Source organism: Streptomyces mayonensis, from assembly GCF_018982965.1.
GTDB classification, from domain to species: Bacteria; Actinomycetota; Actinomycetes; order Streptomycetales; family Streptomycetaceae; genus Streptomyces; species Streptomyces mayonensis.
Genome location: NZ_JACBYP010000076.1, coordinates 1 through 20,897, shown reverse-complemented (window position 1 = coordinate 20,897; position 20,897 = coordinate 1). Strand labels below are relative to the sequence as shown.

15 protein-coding genes are annotated in these 20,897 nt (G+C 72.2%); 6 read left to right on the top strand and 9 right to left on the bottom strand.

Going from position 1 to position 20,897, the window contains the following annotated elements; translation table 11 throughout:
- Positions 1-99: 99 nt before the first annotated feature.
- Positions 100-444: a nitroreductase/quinone reductase family protein gene (locus HZS56_RS25130; protein ID WP_216723082.1), complete on the bottom strand. Its 345-nt coding sequence runs from the start codon at positions 442-444 to the stop codon at positions 100-102.
- Between the two features lie 337 nt (positions 445-781).
- Positions 782-2,479 carry a CehA/McbA family metallohydrolase gene (locus tag HZS56_RS25125; protein WP_374201207.1) on the bottom strand — a complete coding sequence of 566 codons (1,698 nt, stop codon included), beginning with the start codon at positions 2,477-2,479 and terminating at the stop codon, positions 782-784.
- A 167-nt stretch (positions 2,480-2,646) separates the two neighbouring features.
- Between HZS56_RS25125 and HZS56_RS25120 the strand changes: the two genes are divergently transcribed.
- On the top strand, positions 2,647-5,250 hold the full coding sequence (locus HZS56_RS25120) for a bifunctional FO biosynthesis protein CofGH (RefSeq protein WP_216723061.1): 2,604 nt from the start codon (positions 2,647-2,649) through the stop codon (positions 5,248-5,250).
- A gap of 93 nt (positions 5,251-5,343) precedes the next feature.
- Entirely contained in the window at positions 5,344-5,907 is a 564-nt protein-coding gene (locus HZS56_RS25115; protein WP_216723060.1) for a hypothetical protein, read from the top strand.
- 92 nt (positions 5,908-5,999) lie between these two features.
- Here the strand turns inward: HZS56_RS25115 and HZS56_RS25110 are convergent, their stop codons facing one another.
- Positions 6,000-6,512 (bottom strand): DUF2165 domain-containing protein, encoded by a 513-nt coding sequence (locus HZS56_RS25110; RefSeq protein ID WP_216723059.1) that lies wholly within the window; start codon positions 6,510-6,512, stop codon positions 6,000-6,002.
- A 131-nt stretch (positions 6,513-6,643) separates the two neighbouring features.
- Positions 6,644-7,798, bottom strand: a complete 1,155-nt coding sequence (locus HZS56_RS25105; RefSeq protein ID WP_253914831.1) for a serine hydrolase domain-containing protein — start codon at positions 7,796-7,798, stop codon at positions 6,644-6,646.
- 398 nt (positions 7,799-8,196) lie between these two features.
- On the opposite strand from HZS56_RS25105, the gene HZS56_RS25100 reads away from it, so the two are divergent.
- Positions 8,197-9,312: an ADP-ribosylglycohydrolase family protein gene (locus HZS56_RS25100; RefSeq protein WP_216723058.1), complete on the top strand. Its 1,116-nt coding sequence runs from the start codon at positions 8,197-8,199 to the stop codon at positions 9,310-9,312.
- Between the two features lie 132 nt (positions 9,313-9,444).
- Here the strand turns inward: HZS56_RS25100 and HZS56_RS25095 are convergent, their stop codons facing one another.
- From HZS56_RS25095 to HZS56_RS25085, 3 genes are all read right to left on the bottom strand, one after another.
- Entirely contained in the window at positions 9,445-11,031 is a 1,587-nt protein-coding gene (locus tag HZS56_RS25095) for a sodium:solute symporter family protein (protein WP_216723057.1), read from the bottom strand.
- Between the two features lie 403 nt (positions 11,032-11,434).
- Entirely contained in the window at positions 11,435-13,417 is a 1,983-nt protein-coding gene (locus HZS56_RS25090) for a DUF8823 domain-containing protein (protein WP_216723056.1), read from the bottom strand.
- A gap of 329 nt (positions 13,418-13,746) precedes the next feature.
- Positions 13,747-16,371: a D-alanyl-D-alanine carboxypeptidase gene (locus HZS56_RS25085; protein WP_253914825.1), complete on the bottom strand. Its 2,625-nt coding sequence runs from the start codon at positions 16,369-16,371 to the stop codon at positions 13,747-13,749.
- A 189-nt stretch (positions 16,372-16,560) separates the two neighbouring features.
- Here HZS56_RS25085 and HZS56_RS25080 point away from each other — a divergent pair, with 189 nt between their 5' ends.
- The 3 genes from HZS56_RS25080 (at position 16,561) to HZS56_RS25070 (ending at position 18,905) form a co-directional block, all read left to right on the top strand.
- Positions 16,561-17,322 (top strand): GOLPH3/VPS74 family protein, encoded by a 762-nt coding sequence (locus HZS56_RS25080; protein ID WP_216723055.1) that lies wholly within the window; start codon positions 16,561-16,563, stop codon positions 17,320-17,322.
- A 317-nt stretch (positions 17,323-17,639) separates the two neighbouring features.
- A complete protein-coding gene (locus tag HZS56_RS25075; protein WP_216723054.1) occupies positions 17,640-18,497 on the top strand; it encodes a helix-turn-helix domain-containing protein in 858 nt (285 codons plus the stop codon).
- Between the two features lie 216 nt (positions 18,498-18,713).
- Entirely contained in the window at positions 18,714-18,905 is a 192-nt protein-coding gene (locus tag HZS56_RS25070) for a DUF397 domain-containing protein (protein ID WP_216723053.1), read from the top strand.
- A 180-nt stretch (positions 18,906-19,085) separates the two neighbouring features.
- Here the strand turns inward: HZS56_RS25070 and HZS56_RS25065 are convergent, their stop codons facing one another.
- Together HZS56_RS25065 and HZS56_RS25060 are read right to left on the bottom strand one after the other, a co-directional pair.
- A complete protein-coding gene (locus HZS56_RS25065; protein ID WP_253914823.1) occupies positions 19,086-19,607 on the bottom strand; it encodes a glutathione peroxidase in 522 nt (173 codons plus the stop codon).
- 10 nt (positions 19,608-19,617) lie between these two features.
- Positions 19,618-20,607 (bottom strand): ArsR/SmtB family transcription factor, encoded by a 990-nt coding sequence (locus HZS56_RS25060; RefSeq protein ID WP_216723052.1) that lies wholly within the window; start codon positions 20,605-20,607, stop codon positions 19,618-19,620.
- Positions 20,608-20,897: the final 290 nt, after the last annotated feature.

The window sequence follows — 20,897 nt, the reverse complement described above, 5'->3', positions numbered from 1 at the left end:
GTCCCCCTAGACATCCTGAGCAACCAGGCCAGTTTGCCTTGTTCATGCTGATCACGTCAGCCGTGGGAGACGCCGATCACAGGTTCCTCACCTGCTCCCTTACCCATCCAGCTCCACCCGTACCGTCAGTAGCTGCGCCCCGACGCCCATCACCCGCACCGCCGTGCTGTTGAAGCGGGGGAGGCGGCGCAGGCGTGCCCGCGGGTCGTCGTCGGGCACGAGATGGGCGGTGCCCGGGTGCCAGCGTCCCCGGATGCGGACGCGGACGCGGGGGTCGGCGCGGATGTTGCGGACGTACTGGGAGCGTTCGCCGAACTCCGACACCAGCCAGAAGGAGTCGCCCACCCGGCGTCCGCCCACCGGCGTGCGGCGGGGGAGGCCCGAGACGCGGCCGGTGGTCTCCAGGAGGGTCTGGCCCGGCAGGCGGCGCACGACGGCGTTCAGTCGGCGCTGGAAGGCCGTGACGTACCGGTACTTCTTCTCGGGGCCGGGGGACGACTTCGGTCCCGGTTCAGGATTCGGTTCCGGTTCCGGTCCCGGTTTCGGGTCCGGTCCCCGTCCCGGTTCCGGTTCCGGTTCCGGTTCCGGTCCCCGTCCCGGGTTCGGCTGCGGCTGTGACTTCGACATGGTTCGTTCACGCTCCCGTCTCTCCGGTCTCCATGGTCCCGGAAAACGCCGGGGAGCGGGGCGGGACGGGACCAGACGGACGGCCCAGGGGGCCAGCCGGTTCCGCCGGGGTCCGGCGGAACCGGCCGGCCCCCGGCGTGGCGGCTGTCGCCGGCTACCGCCCCAGGAACACCGGGTTGGTGAATGCCGCCAGGGCCCCCGGCAGGGGACCCGCCGCCGTCTCGTGGCGGAGTTCCGCGCGGACGTACGCCGCGTACGACGCGGTCGTCCGCCACTCCACGACGCCCTCCCCGGACACCGGCAGCGGATCGCCGGTGACCAGGACGCCCTGGTCGGTCACGAGACGCACCGTGCAGCGCGGGGCGCCCGTCACCTCCAGGCGGACGGTGACCGGCGTGTCGTCCGCCACGCGCAGCCGCTCGCCGATGCCCGCGTGCTCGCCCCGGCCGCCGGACGCGGTGAAGGACAGCGACACCTTCGACGACTCGGCGACGTACGACCGTCCCGCGCGGATGCCCTCCTGGATCGCCTCGCGGGTCAGGTCGTCGGCGAGGACGACGGTCTGCGGGCGGCCGATCACGTCGGGGGAGCGGTGGGAGTCGCTGCTGCCCATCGCCGGAATCCAGCCCTGGCCGGCCGAGCCGGCCCGCCCGCCCCCGTCCCGCCCCTCGCGCACGGACGCGACCAGCATGCCGTCCCAGTCGGCCAGCGCCACCTCGTCGTCGGGCGTGTACGCGCCGTTCCACACCTCGACGGCGTCCGCCTCCCCGAACCCGAACTTCCAGTTGCAGCCGATGCAGGTGGCGTGCGGGTGGGCCGGCACGACCAGGCCACCGGCGCGGCGGATCTGCCGGGCGAAGCGGCCGAAGCGGTTGTCCCGGGCCCGGTAGCGCCAGTCGACGAAGGTGCCGGGGTCGGTGCCGAGGGCGACGACGTGACCGTTGCGGGTCGTCACCTCCTCGCCGAGCAGGATCAGCAGGTCGTCCCCGGCCAGGTCTGCCCAGTGCGCGTGCGCGGAGTGGGTGTTGTGCTCGGAGGAGTTGATGAAGTCCAGGCCCGCCGCCCGCGCCAGCTCCGCGATCTCGGCGAGGGTGTAGCGGCCGTCGGAGTACTCGGAGTGCAGGTGGCAGTCGCCCCGGTACCAGGCCCGGCCCCGCCCCTTGGCGCGCTCGGGCGGGTACGCCGGGCGCGGGGTCTCGCCCTGCTCGCCGTAGGTCAGCGTGATCGTGATCTCGTACGACAGGCCCTGCGGCGCCACCGTGTACGGGCCGAGCGCGATGTGCCAGGTGCCCGGACGCACCGGTCCGGGGACGTAGCCGGGCGTGGCGGCGTCCGCGCGGACGTACAACTCGGTGCGCGCTCCGCCCGACCAGCCGCGGAAGCCCCGGCCGCCCAGGTCGGTGCCGCGCTCGTCGAAGAGGCCGATGTCGAGCGCGTTGCCCTGGGTGCCGGCGGGGACGGTGGGGCGGTCGTAGGTGTAGGCGACGTGGATCTCGCGCACGCCCCGGGGGATTTCGACCGGGACGTACACGAAGTCGGGGGAACCGGGCGGCAGCGTGCCGCGCACGGTTCTCGTCCGCCGTTGCCGGGGTGCCGCCGAGGCGAAGCTCACGCTTCCCAACGTAAGCGCGGCGGCGGCTCCCGTCACGAACACCGCGCGCCTGCCGATCCCGGCGCGGTCGCGGTCGCGGTCGCGGTCGCGGGCGGGGGCGGGTGCGTGCCCGTGGTCCTGGTCGTTGCCGCGCGCGGTGCCGTGCTCGTCCTCGTGCCCGTGCTCGTGCCCGTGGTGGGCCTCTTCGTGCCCGTGGTGGTCCTCGCACATGCTGCTGCTCCCGGGTGTCGTCAGTCGCATGACATCGGTGGTGCAGGGGGTGGTGCGTGCAACCCTCGTATTGAGCCGTGAACTCCGGTGCAAGAAAAGGGGTGTGGCACATTGCGGCCCCTTGAGGGCCGGAAACCGCGCGGTGGGTCACACGGACGGGACGCCCGTGCTGATCACGGCGCTCGTATGCTCGAAGGATGACGACTTCCGCGACCTCCGGAACCGGACCCGCCGACCCCGCAGGGCCCACCGAGAACTCCATGCGTCGCGCCCTCAAACGGGCCAGGGACGGCGTCGCCCTGGACGTCTCCGAGGCCGCCGTGCTGCTCCAGGCGCGCGCCGAGCACCTCGACGCGCTCACCGCGTCCGCCGCCCGGGTCCGGGACGCGGGCCTGGAGGCGGCCGGGCGCCCCGGCGTCATCACCTACTCCAAGAGCGTCTTCGTTCCGCTGACCCGGCTGTGCCGGGACAAGTGCCACTACTGCACCTTCGTCACCGTCCCCGGCAAACTGCGCCGCGCCGGGCACGGGATGTTCATGTCGCCGGACGAGGTGCTCGACATCGCGCGCAAGGGCGCCGCCCTCGGCTGCAAGGAAGCCCTCATCACCCTCGGCGACAAGCCCGAGGACCGCTGGCCGGAGGCCAGGGAGTGGCTCGACGCGCACGGGTACGACGACACGATCGCCTACGTCCGCGCCATCTCGGTCCGCATCCTGGAGGAGACGGGCCTGCTCCCGCACCTCAACCCGGGCGTCATGAGCTGGACGGACTTCCAGCGGCTCAAGCCGGTCGCGCCGTCCATGGGCATGATGCTGGAGACCACCGCGAGGCGCCTGTGGTCCGAGCCCGGCGGCCCGCACCACGGCTCGCCCGACAAGGAGCCCGCCGTACGGCTGCGCGTCCTGGAGGACGCCGGACGCTCCTCGGTCCCCTTCACCTCGGGCATCCTCATCGGCATCGGCGAGACCTACGAGGAGCGCGCCCAGTCGCTGTTCGCGCTGCGGAAGGTCTCCCGCGCCTACCACGGCGTCCAGGAACTCATCATCCAGAACTTCCGGGCCAAGCCGGACACCGCGATGCGCGGCATGCCGGACGCGGAGCTGGACGAGCTGGTCGCCACGGTCGCCGTCGCCCGGCACATCATGGGCCCCTCCGCCTGCCTCCAGGCCCCGCCGAACCTGGTGGACGCCGAGTACGAGCGGCTGATCGGCGCGGGCATCGACGACTGGGGCGGCGTCTCCCCGCTCACCATCGACCACGTCAACCCCGAGCGCCCCTGGCCGCAGATCGACGAACTCGCCGCGAAGTCCCGGGCGGTCGGCTTCGAGCTGCGCGAACGCCTGTGCGTGTACCCGGAGTTCGTCCAGCGCGGCGAGCCCTGGCTGGACCCGCGGCTGCGCCCGCACGTGGCGGCCCTCGCGGACCCGGCGACGGGCCTGGCGCGCGCGGACGCGGTGGTCGAGGGCCGCCCGTGGCAGGAGCCGGACGAGGCGTTCACCGCGAGCGGCCGCACCGACCTGCACACCACCATCGACACCGAGGGCCGTACGTCGGACCGCCGCGACGACTTCGACGAGGTGTACGGCGACTGGGGCGCCCTGCGCGAGGCCGCCGCCCCCGGCATGGCGCCCGAGCGCATCGACACCGACGTACGCGCCGCCCTCGCCACCGCGGCCGACGACCCGACCCGGCTCACGGACGACGAGGCCCTCGCCCTGCTGCACGCCGACGGCCCGGCCCTCGACGCGCTGTGCGGCATCGCGGACGACGTCCGCAGGAGCGTCGTCGGCGACGACGTGACGTACATCGTCACCCGCAACATCAACTTCACCAACGTCTGCTACACCGGCTGCCGTTTCTGCGCCTTCGCCCAGCGCCGCACGGACGCCGACGCCTACACGCTCTCCCTGGACCAGGTCGCCGACCGTGCGCAGCAGGCCTGGGACGTGGGAGCGGTCGAGGTCTGCATGCAGGGCGGCATCCACCCCGACCTGCCCGGCACGGCGTACTTCGACATCGCGCGGGCCGTGAAGGAGCGCGTACCCGGCATGCACGTGCACGCCTTCTCGCCGATGGAGGTGGTCAACGGCGCGACCCGCACCGGGATGTCGGTCCGCGAGTGGCTGGCCGCGGCCAAGGAGGCGGGCCTGGACTCGATCCCGGGCACGGCCGCGGAGATCCTGGACGACGAGGTCCGCTGGATCCTGACCAAGGGCAAGCTGCCGGCGGCCACCTGGATCGAGGTGGTCGAGACGGCCCACGAGCTGGGCCTCCGGTCGAGCTCCACGATGATGTACGGCCACGTCGACCAGCCCCGCCACTGGCTCGGCCACCTGCGCACCCTCGCCGGGATCCAGCAGCGCACGGGCGGCTTCACGGAGTTCGTGACGCTGCCCTTCATCCACACCAACGCACCGGTCTACCTGGCGGGCATCGCGCGGCCCGGCCCGTCCGTGCGGGACAACCGCGCGGTGACGGCCATGGCCCGGCTGCTCCTGCACCCGCACATCCCCAACATCCAGACGAGCTGGGTGAAACTGGGCACGGAGGGCGCGGCGGAGATGCTCCGCTCCGGCGCGAACGACCTGGGCGGCACCCTCATGGAGGAGACGATCTCGCGGATGGCGGGCTCGTCGTACGGGTCGTACAAGTCGGTCAAGGACCTGATCGCGGTCGCGGACGCGGCGGGCCGCCCGGCACGGCCGCGGACGACGCTGTACGGCCCGGTGAGCGAGGAGCGGCAGCGGGCCGCGGGGGAGTCGGACGGGCACCTGCCCGAGCTGCTGCCGGTGCTGGAGTGAGCCCTTCCGGCGCGCCGGGGCAGGGACCGCTCGCAGTAAGATGATCGGACCCCCGGTGTGTCGGGGTTCTCACAGCTGAGGAGATGCGTGCCCGTGCCTGCCCGACTTCCCTCATGGGCGTGGGTCTCCGGTCTGACCGTGGGCGCGCTCGCGGCGGTGACCGTCCTGGCCGTGCAGGCGGACCAGGGACCCCATCCCACCGCCGCGGCGACGAAGCCGAACCCTTCGGCGTCGGCGGACGCGCAGCCCACGCCGAAGGAGACCGCGCCCGCCCCGGTGCCGGCGGACTCGGGAACCGGGCGGCGCGTCGTCTACTCGCTCGGACAGGACCGGGTGTGGCTGGTCGACGCCAGCGACACCACCCGGCGGACCTTCGAGGCGTGGCCGGGGACGGTCGACCCCGACCCCGGCGAGTACAGCATCGGCACCCGCCGTCCGGAGCCGACCACCGGCTCCGACGGGGTGCGGATCGAGCAGATCATGTACTTCACCCAGGAGGGCGGCGTCTGGGTCGCCTTCTCCAACGCCGTGGACGGCTCCTCGCCGCCCCCGGCGGCCGACGGCGCCAAGACGGGCGGCATACGGCTGCCCAAGGCGGACGGCGACGCGCTCTGGGAGTTCGGCAGCTCCGGGACGACGGTCACCGTGGTCGGCTGATCCCTGCCGGCCACGGTCACGGCCACCGTCACGGTCACCGGCACCGGCCGATCCCCGCCTGCTGCGGTCACTGCGGACGGTCGGCCCCGCGGTCACTGCGGACGGTCGGCCTCCGCCCGGTCGGACGGCAGGTGCGTGACGATCAGCACGACGCCGCTGAACAGGAACACCCGCGTCGCCGCCTCCAGCCCGTTCCAGTCCCCGGACTGCCACATCGAGAACCACTCGCCGCCGATCCCGATGAACCCGGCGCCGAAGAGCAGCATCAGCATCAGGGTGCCGTACGTGGTCAGGCGCCGCGCGCCCGCCGTGTCCCGGCGTATCCACAGCCAGGTCGCGGCGATCAGCACCAGCGCGGAGACCGTCTCCCAGACGATGATCGCCACGTAGGCGGTGTCCTGGAGGCCCTTGCTCGTGATCGCCCGCCACATCAGGTCGTCGTCCTTGAACGTCGTGTCCATCGCCAGGACGTGCCGTACGAAGTCCCGGTTCGTGCCGAAGTCGGTGATGTTGCCGAAGGCGACGAGGGCGATGTAAAGGGCGAGGACGGCGGTCAGCACGGTGGCCGCGAGGGAAAGGGTGCTGTTTCGTGAAGTGTTGGCCATGGGAGCGATGTTCCCAGGTCCGCCATGCCCCACGTGGCCCGGTTCGCGGATCGTGATCACGCCGTCCCGCCCTCCCCCTCCCGGTGCCTGCCTTCCCCTCCCCGGGGGCCGGCAACGACTGCTGACGACTGCTACCGGCAGACGGCCGTGTCCACCAGGTCGTAGACGTGCTGGTGGGCCGCCATCATGTCCTCGGGGTCCGCCGCCACCGAGCTGGAGAGCGCCGTGGTCGCCACGGTCGCCGCGCGGCCGTCCTCCGTGGCGCCGCCGTAGGTCTCGTAGCCGTGGATCGAGCCGCCGTGGCCCCACAGCTCGCCGCCGCAGGACAGGGGAGTGCTGAACAGGCCCAGTCCGTATCCGGTGCCGGGCGCGGGGGCGCCCTCGGTCACCGGGACCGTGGTCGTCATCTCCTTCAGCTCGGCGGCTCCCAGCACGTCGCCGTCGAGCAGGGCCGAGAAGAAGCGGTTGAGGTCGCGCGGGGTGGTGACGAGCTGCCCGGCGGCCCAGGCCTGGGACGGGTCGAGGCGCGTGATGTCCTCCAGGGGAGCGCCGGGAGTGGCGGCGGCGTAGCCCTTGGGGTGCTCGCCCCGGATGCCGCGCTCGCCCGTGCCCGGCCAGTACGTGTCCTTCAGGCCGAGCGGCTCGATGATCCGGTGGGTGATCTCCTCGCCGAAGGGGCGGCCGGTGACCTTCTCGACGAGCAGGCCCGCCAGGACGTAGTTGGTGTTGCTGTACTGCCACTGCGCGCCCGGCTCGAACGCGGCCTTCTGGCTCAGCGCGAGGTCGAGCACGTCGCGCGGGTTGTAGTACGTGTCGCGGATGTCGAACGGGTCGGCGCCCAGCGCCTGGACGTAGTCGGGCAGGCCGCTGGTGTGCTGGAGCAGGTTGCGCACCGTGATCCGGTTGCCGTCGATGCCGTCGCCGCGCACCAGACCCGGCAGGTACGTCTCGATCGGCTCGTCCAGCTTCACCTTGCCCTCGCCGACCAGCTGGAGCACGACCGCCGCGGTGAAGGACTTGGTGTTGCTGCCTGCCCGGACCTGGCCGTTCACCGGCACGGAGGCGCCGGTCTCCAGGTCGCCCGCGCCCGCCGTGTAGTCCCGGACGTGTCCGTCCCGGCCCTCGACGGCGGCGAGCGCGGCGGGGAAGCCGTCCTCGCGCACCAGGTCCTTCGCGCCCTCGCTGACGGCGTCGCGGTGACCGGCGCCGTCCGGGGAGCCGTAGGCCAGGGAACCGCTCACCGCGAGGCCGCCGCCCAGGACCGCCAGCGCGGCGACCACGGACAGCACGCGCCCGCGCTGCTTCTTCGGCTTGTCCTTGCCCGGGGCGCTGTGCACGTCCTGTGTGCCGGGGACGGAGGAGGTGTGGAGACGAGCGGACACGGGGATTTCCTTCCAACAGGAGCAACAGGACTGTTCTCGCGACTCCTTGAGCCTTTCGCAGTCCCGCCGTCCGTTCGATGGTGTCAGGCGGCGGACACGGGGTGTACCTGGCACCACCCCCGCCGTGAGCGTTTCCACACCGTTGTGGTCCGTTCCGGCCCTGAACTGACCGCCCCCGTTCGCATACAGTGCTGGGCGTCGCACGTACGACAGTCGTACGTACGGACAGTGACGTGGACAGCAGCCGTGTGGACGGCGGTGACGTCGGACAGCGCTGTGGACAGTGCCGAAGGGAGGTCCTGGTGGGCGCGACAGCGGGTGCCGTCTGGGGGCGTACCGAGCAGCAGGACTTCCGCAGCCGGGTGCGCGGGACGCTCCTCGGCGTGGCCGTGGGGGACGCGCTCGGCGCCCCCGTCGACGGCCTCGGCCTCGACGGGATCCGGGAGGCGCACGGCGCGGAGGGGCTGACCGACCTGGCCCCCGCCTATGGACGGCGCGGCGCGGTCACCCACCTCACGCAGCTCAGCCTGTTCTCCGTGGACGGGCTGATCCGCGCCCAGGTACGGCGCGACACCGGCGCCTGGCACCCGCCGACCGACCTGCACCGGGCCTACCGGCGCTGGGCCGCGACCCAGCGCGACTGGGGGCCCGACCTGCGGCGCAAGGACGACGGCTGGCTGGCCCACGAGGAGTGGCTGTACGTCCGCCGGGACGCGCCGCGCGCGCTGCTGCTGGGCCTCGGCGACGAGACGATGGGTACGCCCGAGGCGCCCAAGAACCCCGACGAGCGCGGCCCCGAGGCCGCCGCCCGCTCGGCGCCGTTCGGGCTCCTGGTCGGCTGGGAGCCGCAACTGGTCGCCCAGCTCGCCGTCGAGTGCGCCGCCCAGACCCACGGCCACCCCACCGGCTACCTGGCCGCGGGCGCGTACGCCGTGATCGTGCACGGGCTGGCGCGCGGGGAGAGCCTGGACGCCGCGGTGCAGAAGGGGCTGGCCCTGCTCGCCGCACGCCCCGGCCACCAGGCCGTGACGGACGCCCTCCAGCACGCCCTGGGCACGGTGCGGCAGGGCATGCCGGCGCCGGGCCGGGTGACCGCGCTGATCGGCGAGGGCACGGCGGAGGGCCTGGTCGCCGCCGCCGTGTACTGCGCCCTCGTCGGCGAGGACGTACGGCACGGACTGCGGCTCGCCGTCAACCACGACGGCCCCTCCGCGGCGACCGGCGCCCTCACCGGCGGCCTGCTCGGCGCCCTGCACGGCGAGACGGCCCTGCCACCGGCCTGGCTGGCCGAACTGGAGGGCCGCCCGACCGTCCTGGAACTGGCCGACGACTTCGCGATGGAGATGACCCAGGGCCCCGCCCTGCACGGCCCGGCGGGCTCCTCCCCGGGCTGGCTGACCCGCTACCCGCGGGGATAGGGCCTGTCTCCTCCCATCCTCTTGTCCTGCTCCTCCTGTCCTGCGGTCCTCCGGTCGTCCTGCGGTCCTCCGGTCGTCCTGCGGTCCTCCGGTCGTCCTGCGGTCCTCCGGTCGCCCACGCGTGGTCGTTCTCTAGTCGCCCACGCGGCTGCCCCGCCCGACCACGCCGTCCGCGCCGTCCGCGGGTGTCGGGATCGCGGCCGCCGCTCCGGAGGCGTCGCCGTCCCCGTCGGTGTTGACGCGCTCGATGATCGCGAGTCGCTCCGGGGTGTCCTCCGGCTTCAGGTAGCCGATCAGGACGTACAGGACGAGCGAGACCGCCAGCGGGACGGAGACCTGGTACTCCAGCGGCACCCCGCCGTCCACGTTCCAGTTGATCGGGTAGTTGACCAGCCAGAACGCGACCAGCCCCAGCCCCCAGCTGGTGAGCGCGGCCGTCGGGCCGGAGCGGCGGAAGGGCCGCAGCAGACCGAGCATCATCGGGATCGCGATCGGGCCCATCAGCCCGGCGACCCACTTGATCACGACGGTGATGATGTCCTTGAACGTCGGCGAATCCACCTGCGTCGCCACCGCCATCGACAAGCCGAGGAAGACCACCGTCGTCAGCCGCGCCGCCAGCAGCCCCGACCGCTGCCCCCAGCCCCGCGCCCGCTTCGACAGCACCGGTGCCACGTCACGGGTGAAGACGGCCGCGATGGCGTTGGCGTCCGAGGAGCACATGGCCATGGTGTGCGAGAAGAAGCCGACGATCACCAGGCCGAGCAGCCCGTGCGGCAGCAGCTGCTCGGTCATCAGGGCGTAGGAGTCGGAGCCGTCCGCCTTCTGGGACTCCACCAGCAGCGGCGACATCCACATGGGGAAGAACAGCACCAGCGGCCACACCAGCCACAGCACCGCCGACAGCCGCGCCGACCGGGTGGCCTCGTGGGCGTTCTTCGTGGCCATGTAGCGCTGGGCCTGGTTGAGCATGCCGCCGTTGTACTCGAAGAGCTTGATGAAGAGGAAGGCGAGCAGGAACACCGTTCCGTACGGGCCGACCAGCGGCTTCTCGTGTCCTTGGAGGGCGGGCTCGTCCCAGACGCCGAAGAAGCCGCCGTGGTCGCCGAGCTCCAGCACCACGGCCACGAACATCGCGACACCGGCCAGCAGCTGGATGACGAACTGGCCCAGCTCCGTCAGCGCGTCCGCCCACAGGCCGCCGATCGTGCAGTAGATGCCCGTGATGACGCCGGTGATGAGGATGCCCTGGTTGAGGGTGATGCCGGTGAAGACCGACAGGAGCGTGGCGATGGCCGCCCACTTCGCGGCCACGTCCACGATCTTCAGCAGCATGCCGGACCAGGCCAGGGCCTGCTGGGTGGGCAGGTTGTACCGGTTCTTCAGGTACTCGAGCGGCGAGGCGACGTGCAGCCGCGAGCGCAGCCGGTTGATGCGCGGCGCGAACAGCTTGGAGCCGATGGCGATGCCGAGCGCGATGGGGAACGACCACGTCACGAAGGAGGTGACGCCGTAGGTGTAGGCGATGCCGGCGTAGCCGGTGAACATCACCGCGCTGTAGCCGGACATGTGGTGCGAGATGCCGGACAGCCACCAGGGCATCTTGCCGCCGGCCGTGAAGAAGTCGCTGACGGTGCCCACACGTTTGTGGGACCAGACGCCGATCGCCACCATGACCGCGAAGTAGCCGATGAGCACGGACCAGTCGAGACCGTTCATGTGCCCCCCTTCCGGGGTCCGCCTTGTGAACTCCGCTCAGCTGGTTGGCACTTCGCACGAGCGGGGTAGGGGCGAGGCAGGCCGCGAAGTGCCCGCTCATCGTGGTTGCGTCGACGCGGGCACGACAAGAAAGCGGAAGGTCAAGAGGAGGTAAAAAGGTTCGGCGGACTGTTCCTGGTTCACCTACATGAACCGCCGCCGCGAGCGCGTCGCCGCGGCGGATCACGGAGGTGCCGCGGCGGATCGCGGACGTGCCGTGGCAGGTCGCGGAGGTGCTGCGGGCGGGTCGCGGAGGTGCTGCGGGCGGGTCGCGGGCGGGTCGAGCGCCGCCGTCGGCATCGGTCGTCGAGCGCCGCCGTCGGCATCGGTCTCGGCGTCGGTGGACGCCGTCACGAGGGGCGGCTCACTCCAGCGTCGGACGCATCTCCTCCGGGCACGGCGTGCCCCGCTTCAGCCCGTACGGCGCGGCCAGCCGGTAGGTGCCCTCCCTGGGAGCCTCCAGCCACGTCCACCGGTCGCCCTCGGCGGTCTCCTCCGTCTCCGTCACACAGCCGTTCACGTTCTTGTACGTCTTCGGCGTGCCCTCCGGGGCGTTCTTGGAGGCCTCCGTCTCCTCCGGCGGCTCGAGCTTGTTGCCCTCGGCGTCGACCAGGCTCAGCCACGGCGAGTACGGCACCCGGACGAGGACGCGCCCCGGCTTCTTCACATCGATGGTCCACTCGCCCTGCTCGGCGCGCCGGACCTCCGCGTCGGGCTCGGCGAGCGGGGTCGGGTTCGTCACCTGGAACAGCTGCCAGTTGGCGTCGCCCCAGATCTGCTTCAGGAACGGCAGCCCCCGCTGCACCAGCTCCCGCTCGCGCTCACCGCCGTCGCCGTCCGGCTCGTCCTTGGGCAGCACCACGAAGTGCACGGCCCAGCGGCGCAGCCACTCGTGGTAGTTCGCCGAGTTGAGCGTGTCGTCGTAGAAGAGCGGGTTGCGCTCCATGTCGGCCTGGCGGTTCCAGCCGCGCGCCAGGTTGACGTACGGCGCGAGCGCCGACGCCTCCCGGTGCGAGCGGGCCGGCACGACCTCCACCCGGCCGCGCCCGGCACCGACCTGCTGGAGCTCGTTGACCAGCGGCGCCAGCTCGCGCGCCCAGGACGCGGCGGGCGTGGTGTGGACGATGTCGTTGGCCGACGCGGCGCCGATCCAGGTCACGAAGCCGACGACCGACACCACCAGCGCGTACCACTTGCGTGTCTTGCGCACCGTGAACGGCAGCGCCGCCACCAGCGCCACGCCCGCGAAGAGCATCGCCAGGCGCGTGATGTTGGAGCCGATCTGTGAGCTGATCAGCCAGACCAGCAGCACGGACAGGCCGTAGACCGCCGAGGTGATCCGTACGGTCACCCAGTCCCGGGGCACGAGCGCGTACACCAGCCCCGAGAACACCACCGGCAGGATCGCCGAGCCGATGGACATCGGCTGCGTGCCCGAGAAGGGGAACAGCCACGCCGAGAGCGCGACGACGGCGGCCGGCGCCAGGCCCAGCGACCAGGCGCCCGGGCGGCGCTTCTGGAGGAACAGCGCGACCGCCACCAGACCGACGAAGAGCCCCGCGACCGGCGAGGCCATCGTGGACAGCGCGGCCAGCGGTGCCGCGCACAGCCCCTTGGCCCAGCGTTCGTGCCGCCAGCGGTGCGGCCAGCAGAACACCGCGGCGACCGCGCCGAGCCCGAACATCATGCCGAGCCCGAACGTCACCCGCCCCGACGCGGCGTTGCCCAGCAGTGCGAACAGGCCGGCCAGTGACGCCCACAGCGGATTGCGCACCACCCGGCTGCGGATCAGGATCATCGTCAGCAGCCCGGCCGACAGCGTCCCCGCGATCATCATCGTGGTCCGCACGCCGAGCACCGACATCAGGTACGGCGAGACCACGCTGTACGACACCGGGTGCATGCCGCCGTACCAGGCGAGGTTGTACGCCGAGTCCGGGTGCCGGCCGACGAACTCCGCCCACGCGTCCTGCGCCGCCAGGTCGCCGCCGCTGTTCGCGAACGTGAAGAACCAGACGATGTGGAGGGCTCCGGCCAGAGCGGTCACGGAGAGCACCGGGTGGCGCAGCATGCGCTCGCGCAGCGCGAGGAACGCGGTTCTCATCGCCGAGGGCGCTTCCGTCTCGGCACGCTCCGGTTCACCGTCGCCCGCCCGTTCGCCGTCCGACCGTACGGTGCCCGCCTGATCGCCGTCCGCCTGATCGCCGTCCGACCGTGCGGCGTCCGACCGTGCGGGGTTCGCGTCGTCCCTGCGGGGCGCGGGCACGTGCGGGCGCGCATCGGCTCCCGGGTCGGCACCCGGGCCCGGATCGGCGTCGTCGGCGCGTGTCGGCTCCGCAGTGGCCACCTGAAGGCACTCCCCGTGTCCCGTCTTCTGCTGTGGGCCGTGTCCCGTTCCGCGACCGGCGACTGCCCCGTTTCGTGACGCTAGCACGCACCCGCACGCCGTGGCTTCCTCCCTTTCGGCTACCCCGCAGGGGCGTCACACGCCCTCCAGAGGTCCTCCGGAGGTCCTCCGGAACGTTCCGCGACGGGCGCCGACGGGCTTCCGGGACGCTTCCGGCGCGCGCGAACGCCCCCGCGGTCGGGTGACCGCGGGGGCGCGGGGCCTGCGGACGCGGGCGTGCGGCGCGTGGCGCGTGGCGTGCGGGCGGGTGGCGCGTGCGGGGCCGGCCGTCAGCCCAGGCGGGTCAGCTTGGCGGCGAACCCGGGCTCGACCAGCTCCTCCTGCAGCGCGACCGGCACCTTGACCGCGCCGCTCGTGCCGCCGTCACCGACCGCGAGGCTGCCGACCTTGGTGCCGGCCGCGGCCGTGTGGGGCACCTCGTCCGCGTCGAACGTCAGCTTCACGGTCAGTCCGGCCCAGCCGGCGGCCTTGACGTCCTGCGTGGTGACGACCGGCGTACGGCCGCCGAGGCCGTCGTCCACGTACCCGACGACGGTGCCCTTCTTCACGATCGTCGACGACTCGAGAGCGTCCTGCGCGGCCCGGATCAGCTTGTCGCTGGAGTCCAGGGCGGCACCGAGGATGGTGTTGTCCGCGCCGCCCGCCGGCTGCCGCACCACGGCTCCGACGACCGTCCGGGTCTCGCCGTCGACCTCCTTCTTCGCCGCGAAGACGAGGTTGCCGAGGGCGGAGGTGGTGGTGCCGGTCTTGATGCCGACCACGTCGTTGTGACCGACCAGCTGGTTCCAGTTGGAGTGGTTGGTGCCCTTGTAGTCGTCGTACGACATCATCGCGGCGACCTCGCGGAACGCGGGCTGCTTCATCGCGTCCTTGGCCAGTTTGACCTGGTCCACGGCCGTGGACACCGTCGTGTTGTTGAGCCCTGAGGGGTCGGTGTACGTCGTGTTGCTCATGCCGAGGTCCTCGGCGGCGGCGTTCATCTTCTCCACGAACGCCTTCTCGGACCCCGCGTCCCAGCGGGCCAGCAGCCGCGCCACGTTGTTCGCGGACGCGATCAGGATGCTCTGCAGGGCCTCGCGCTGTGTGATCGAGTCGCCCGCGGTGACGTCGACCGTGGACTCCTGGCCGGCGTCCGACTGGTCCTCCGCCGACTGGTCGATCTTGATCTTCGGGCCGTCGGCGCCGCTCTTGAGCGGGTGGTCGCGCAGGACGACGTACGCGGTCATGACCTTGGCCACGCTCGCGATCGGCACCGGCTTCTGGTCGCCGGAGGAGCCGAACGTGCCGATTCCCTGCACGTCGAGCGCGGCCTGCCCGCTGGACGGCCACGGGATCTGGGGCTTGCCGCCCTCGAACGTGAAGCTCTCCTGCGCCGTCAGGTCGAGCGTCGGCTGGGGCAGCGAGCGCATCGACTGCACGACGGCGAAGACGATCAGCAGCAGGACGACCAGCGGGGTCCAGATCTTGACCCGGCGCACCGTCGTACGCAGCGCGGTCTCCGGCGGCGGCGGGGTGTTCGTCAGCTCCGCCAGCAGGTCCAGCGGCGGCTTCGGCGGCACCGGCTGCTGCGTGGTCCGCTCGGGCCCGACATGCGGTACGGCGGTGGTGGTCCCGGTACGGGGCGCCCCGGACGGCGGCTTCGGGGGCGCCGGGGGCTTGCGCGTCGCGAGGTCGTCCGGCTGCCGCAACGCCACGAACTTGCTGGTCCGCTCGACATCCCGGGGCTGACCGGGCTGCTTCCCGGGCTTTTCGGGCTTCCCGGGCCGGTCGGTCGTCTTGCCGGTCGTCTTGTCGGTCGTCTTGTCGGTCGTCTTGGAGGGGGTGGGGGTGTCGCCCAGCTTCAGCATCGTCGTCGGCTGGTCGACGGCGGGCTTGTCGGGCCGGGGCGCCTTGAACACGGCGGTGGGCTGGTCGACGGGCCGGTCGGAGCCCGCGACGGAGTCCTCGTCGGATCCGGGGGCGTCGGAGGCGTCGGAGGCGTCGGAGGGGGCGTCCGGGTCCGCGTCGCCGTCGCTGTCGGCCTCCGCGGGCTGCTCGCGCTTGTCGCCGTCCTCGGCGCCGCCGTCGGCCGTGTCGCTGCCCGGCGCGCCCTCGCCGGCACCGGCGCCCTCGGCGGCCTTCCCGGTGTCTCCTGCGCGCTTCTCGGCGGCTTCCTCGCCCTGCTCGTCCTCGTCCTGTGCGTCCTTGAGCTGTGCGTTGGCTGCGGCACGCTCGTCCGCGGTGGCCACCCAGGCGGCCACGGCATCCCGCAGCCGACCGTTGTTGCCACCGGCGGACTCGGACGCGTCGGGTGTATCAGAGGTATCGGACGTATCGGATGTGTCAGGCGCGTCAGGCCTGTCGGCGGTATCCGAGTCGTCGGCTGTCTCGGGCCTGTCGCCCGCCTTGGAGGTCTCCGCCGTGTCCGAGGCGTCCGAGGCGTCTGTGGCGTCTGTGGCGTCTGCGGGGGCTGAGCTGACCGCCGTATCCGTCTCGGCCGTCTCGGTCGCCCCGGTGGAGTCCTCCGAGGGGGAGCCCGATGCCTCCGCGTCGGCCTCGGTCCGGTTCTCGGTCCCGGCCTCGCCCCGGCCCCCGGCACCGGTCCCGGGCCCTTCCTCGGTTTCCGTCTCCGTTTCCGTTTCCGTGTCCGTCTCGCGCACCGACAGCACGCGCGTGGCCGTGTCGACGCCGCCCCCGGACCCCGCCGTCACGCTGGAGGCCGAAGACGTCGACCCCGCGGAGCGCTCCGTGTCCTCCCGGTCCTCCCGTGCGACCGACAGCCGCGGATCGCGCGCCTCACTCGTCCCGGTCCTGGCTTCGGGAACCGGACCCGCGCTCCCCGACGTCGGTTCTTCCGACGACTCGCGCTGTTTCGACCTGTCGGGGGACTCGCCCGCCACCGATGCCTCCTCCATGCGCCGCACGACCTGTGCGCGCTACCGAACCCGTACCGAAACCATCTACCAGTGTCCTGCGTACGGGGGGAACCCACGCGGTAGACGAGAACGACATACCTACTGGTTCCACTACGAACCGGTCACGCACCCTCGACAGACCAATGTGAGAGGGGTCACCCTGTCTGTCATCCACGCGGGGAGGCATGGATGGGCAGGAGCCGCAGAACACTTCCGGAGGAGCTTCTGTTGCTGGCGCTGGACCCGACCACGGGTACCACCGCACAGCCGCAGTCGCTCGACCTCGGTCTGGCCGGAGCACAGCTGGTGGAGCTGGCGCTGGCCGGACGGATAGCCCCAGACGGGGATCGTATCGCCGTGGTGGCCCCACGGCCGACAGGAGATCCAACACTGGACTGCGCGTTGGAGTTGCTGCGAAGGCGCGGCGCTCCCGTACGGGCGGTCAACTGGATTGGCGGACCCCGCCTGGGGCTGCGCCAGACCTACCTCTCGCACCTGGAGCGATGCGGCATGGTGCATGCCGTGGAGGGCCAGATGTGCGGGGTGCTGCCGACGACTCGCTACCAGGCGACGGACACGGCGATCAGCAGGGAGATCAAGGCCCGTCTCGACTCGGCGATCCGCACCGGCGTCCCGCCGGATCCGCGGACCGCGGCGCTCGCCGCGCTGGCCCACGCGGTCGGTCTCGGCAAGCACCTCTACCCGGGCAACGAAGGACGCTCGTCGCGGTCCCGGCTGCGGGACCTCATCAGGCACGACCCCATGGGCGGCCTGGTGGCGCACGCGGTGATGGACGTCCAGAACGGCGCGGCGGCCCAGCCACGCCGCGCTCCGGCCCCGGCGGCCGGCCGCCAGGCCGCCGGACCGGCGGCGAGGCCCGCCCCGGAGCCCGCCCGCGGCGTTCCGGCGCAACCGCGCCACGGATCCATGGCGCGCGCGGCGGTCCACTGAGCCGCACCGGGCCGCAGTACGGCACGACCGGAACACCGCAACAACAGCATCGCCGCACCGTCAGTCCCCAGGCCCGGTCACGGGAGCCGCAGGTTCGCGCGGGGCGGCGGGACCGACCGTACGTCCGGCACGCCCGGACTTGCGGAAAGGTTCCGCCGCCCCACGCGGGCCACATGAACGAGTGGCTCCCCGAACTGGCGTGTACGCGGCGCATATCGACCGTTTCCCAGCGGTAGTAAGCACCTTGGTGGCAGTCTGCTCAGCAGCAGATACACAAAGTGGCAAGTATGAGTCACGCAGCCGGAGGTGCACGTCCCGTGGCGTCGAGTGTCAATCCCACCGTAAGGCGGCGTCGGCTGGGCCAGGAGCTGCGCCGGCTCCGTGAGCTCAAGGGCATGACGGCCGAGGAGGTCGCCGAGCGGCTGCTGGTCTCGCAGTCGAAGATCAGCCGTCTGGAGAACGGGCGGCGCAGCATCAGTCAGCGTGACGTGCGCGACCTGTGCGGGGTGTACGAGGTCGAGGACCAGCGGGTCGTCGACTCGCTGATGCAGATGGCCAAGGACTCGCGCCAGCAGGGCTGGTGGCACGCCTTCGGCGACATCCCGTACAGCGTCTACATCGGCCTGGAGACGGACGCGGAGTCACTGCGTACCTACGAACCCCAGATCATCACCGGCCTGTTGCAGACCAGCGCGTACGCCGAGGCCCTCATCCAGGGTGCGTTGCCGGAGACGTCGGTCGCGGACGTCGAGAAGCGCGTGCGGGTCCGGATACGGCGGCAGGAGCGGATCTCCGCGGAGAACAACCCGCTGCGCCTGTGGGTGGTCCTCGACGAGGCCAGCCTGCGCCGGGTGGTGGGCAGCAGGCAGGTGATGCGGGAGCAGCTGGAGCACGTCGCCGAGATGTCGCAGCTGCCGCACATCACGGTGCAGGTGCTGCCGTTCGACGTCGGGGCGCACCCCGGCATCAACGGCCAGTACTCCATCCTGGAGTTCGCCGACGCGGCCGACTCCAGCGTGGTCTACATCGAGGGCGTCACCAGTGACCTGTACCTGGAGAAGGCGCCGGACGTGCAGAAGTACACGGTGATGTACGAGCACCTGCGGGCGCAGGCCCTGAACGTGGAGCAGTCGCGGCAGCGCATCGAGGACGTCGCGAAGGAGTACGCGCGCTAGCGGACCGTAACCGTAAGAACCGTAAAGGCGGCCAGGGCGGGCGCGGGCGGCAGAGTACACCCCTGCCGCGACGTACTGGAAGAGTCGCCTGGAATATGCCACTCGGTCGGGTGAATGGCTGCTCCGTACGGGGAGGTCAGCGAGTAGCGTCGATCACGCCAAAGATCACACGTCATTGGCGTATACCGCACTCAGCATCTCGCCATCGGAGCAGACATGGCAATTCTTCAGGGCGCCCAGTCATCGTGGACCAAGTCCTCCTACTCCGGAGGGAACGGCGCGTGCGTCGAGGTCAGGTCACCGCTCGTGGCGGCACTCGCCGTCCGTGACTCGAAGGTCCCCGCGGGCCCGGTCCTGGCCTTCCCCGCGGACGCGTGGAACGCCTTCGTGACCTCGGTCAAGAAGTAGCCCACCGCACACCGTCCCACCCGTACCGCTGACCACCAGACAGCACCACAGCACCACAGCTCTCATCACCATCACGAGTGCCGCCGACGGAGCCCTCTCGACCAGTTCGCCGACCTTGCCGAGGGGGCTCCGTCACGTCACCTCACCGCACCACCGGAAAGGCGACGCAGCTCCGCGCGATCAGCCCGCCAGCCGGCTCTCCACGGCCGTCACGACCTCGTCGGACTCCGGCTCCGTCTGCGGTGCGAACCGGGCGGCGACCTTCCCGTCCCGGCCGATCAGGAACTTCTCGAAGTTCCAGCGCATGTCCCCGCTGTGGCCCTCGGCGTCCGCGAAGCCGGTCAGCCGGTCGTACAGCGGATGCCGGCCCTCCCCGTTCACCTCGACCTTCTCGGTCATCGGGAAGGTGACCCCGTACGTCGCCGAGCAGAACTCCGCGATCTCGTCGGCGCTGCCCGGCTCCTGGCCCATGAACTGGTTGCAGGGCACGCCCAGCACGGTGAACCCCTGCTCCGCGTACCGCTCGTGCAGGCGCTCCAGGCCGGAGTACTGCGGGGTGAGCCCGCACTTGGAGGCCACGTTGACCACCAGCACGACCTGACCCGCGTACTGGGCGAGGTCCGCGCTTCCGCCCTGCAGGGCGCCGATCTCCACGTCGAGGGGGAGGCTGTCGTCGTTCCGCGTGTTCGGTGAGCTCGTCATGGAACGGATGCTAGTCCGGCGCCCCCGCGCCCCGGCCTCCGCCGGCCGCCTCGGCGAGCACCTCCCCGGCGGGCGTGCGGGAGTACAGCACCGACCGCCCCGCCCGCCGCCGCTGCACCAGCCCCGCGTCGAGGAGCACCCGCAGGTGCCGGCCGACCGAGCCGAGCCCCTGACCGGTCACCCCGACCAGCTGGCTGGTGCTCATGGGGGTGGCGAGCAGCGTCAGCACGGCCGCGCGGGCCGGCCCGAGCAGGGCGCCGAGGGCGGCGGGCACGCGCCGGGCGCCGCCGTCCGCGAGGGTGCCCGAGCAGGGGTAGACCACCGCGTACCGCTCGGGCTCCTCCCACGCCACCCAGCCGTGCCGCTGCGGAGTGATCGGTACGAGGATCAGCTCGGCGCCGGACAGGTCGCGGGGCGGGTAGGGGTTCAGGTTGATCTGGAGCCGGCTGTCGCCGAGCCAGCGGGTGCCGGGCCGCAGGGCGTCCAGTGCGGCCGCCCAGCCGCCCCGGCTCACCTGCGCGACCCGTGCGACGACATCCGCCTCCAGGACCCGGCGGCGCCGGTCCCAGTCCGGTCGTACCGCCTCGGCCCAGACGTCCTCCAGCACCGTGGCGGCCCGCTCGGGCAGGTCGTCGCGGTCCAGGGCGGCGGGCAGCGTGCCCCCGAGGGAGACGGCCAGGTCGGCGCGGGCCGCGTCGGGGCCGGTGGCCCGGATCCGGGCGATGCCGTCCGCGAAGCTCTGGCCCTCGGCCGGGGTGGGGGTGAGGAAGTCGGCGTTCCACTCCCTGCCCAGGCCCGCGGCGACGAGCAGCGCCGTCACCGGGTCGGCCGCCATGCGGCGCAGGTGGGCGGGGCGGTGGGCGTCGAGCCAGGCCCGCTCGCCCGGGTGCCCGGCCACGCCGAAGTACAGCATCTTCAGACAGGCCAGGGTCTCGTCGAGCGGTGAGATCACGAACCGGCTGCGGGCGAGGGTGTCGGTGTCGATCTGCCACCAGCCCATACGACGACCACCACCTTCCCGGACACGCGGACACGGACGAGGAGAACCCGCCGGTGCCGGACGGCGCTGGACGGCGCCGGACGGCCTGGCGGCACCGGACGGCACCGGACGGCGCCGGACGGGCTGGGCGGCGCCGGACGGGTCGGGTGGCCCCTATCCCTATGTCGGCACCGGACGGGCTGGGCGGCGTCTGTCGGCCGGACGCGCTGTCGTTTCGCCTCCACGCGAAACAATAACGGCGGCACTCCGCACCGCCCCACACTCCCCGCATGCCGGACACCCCCCAGCCC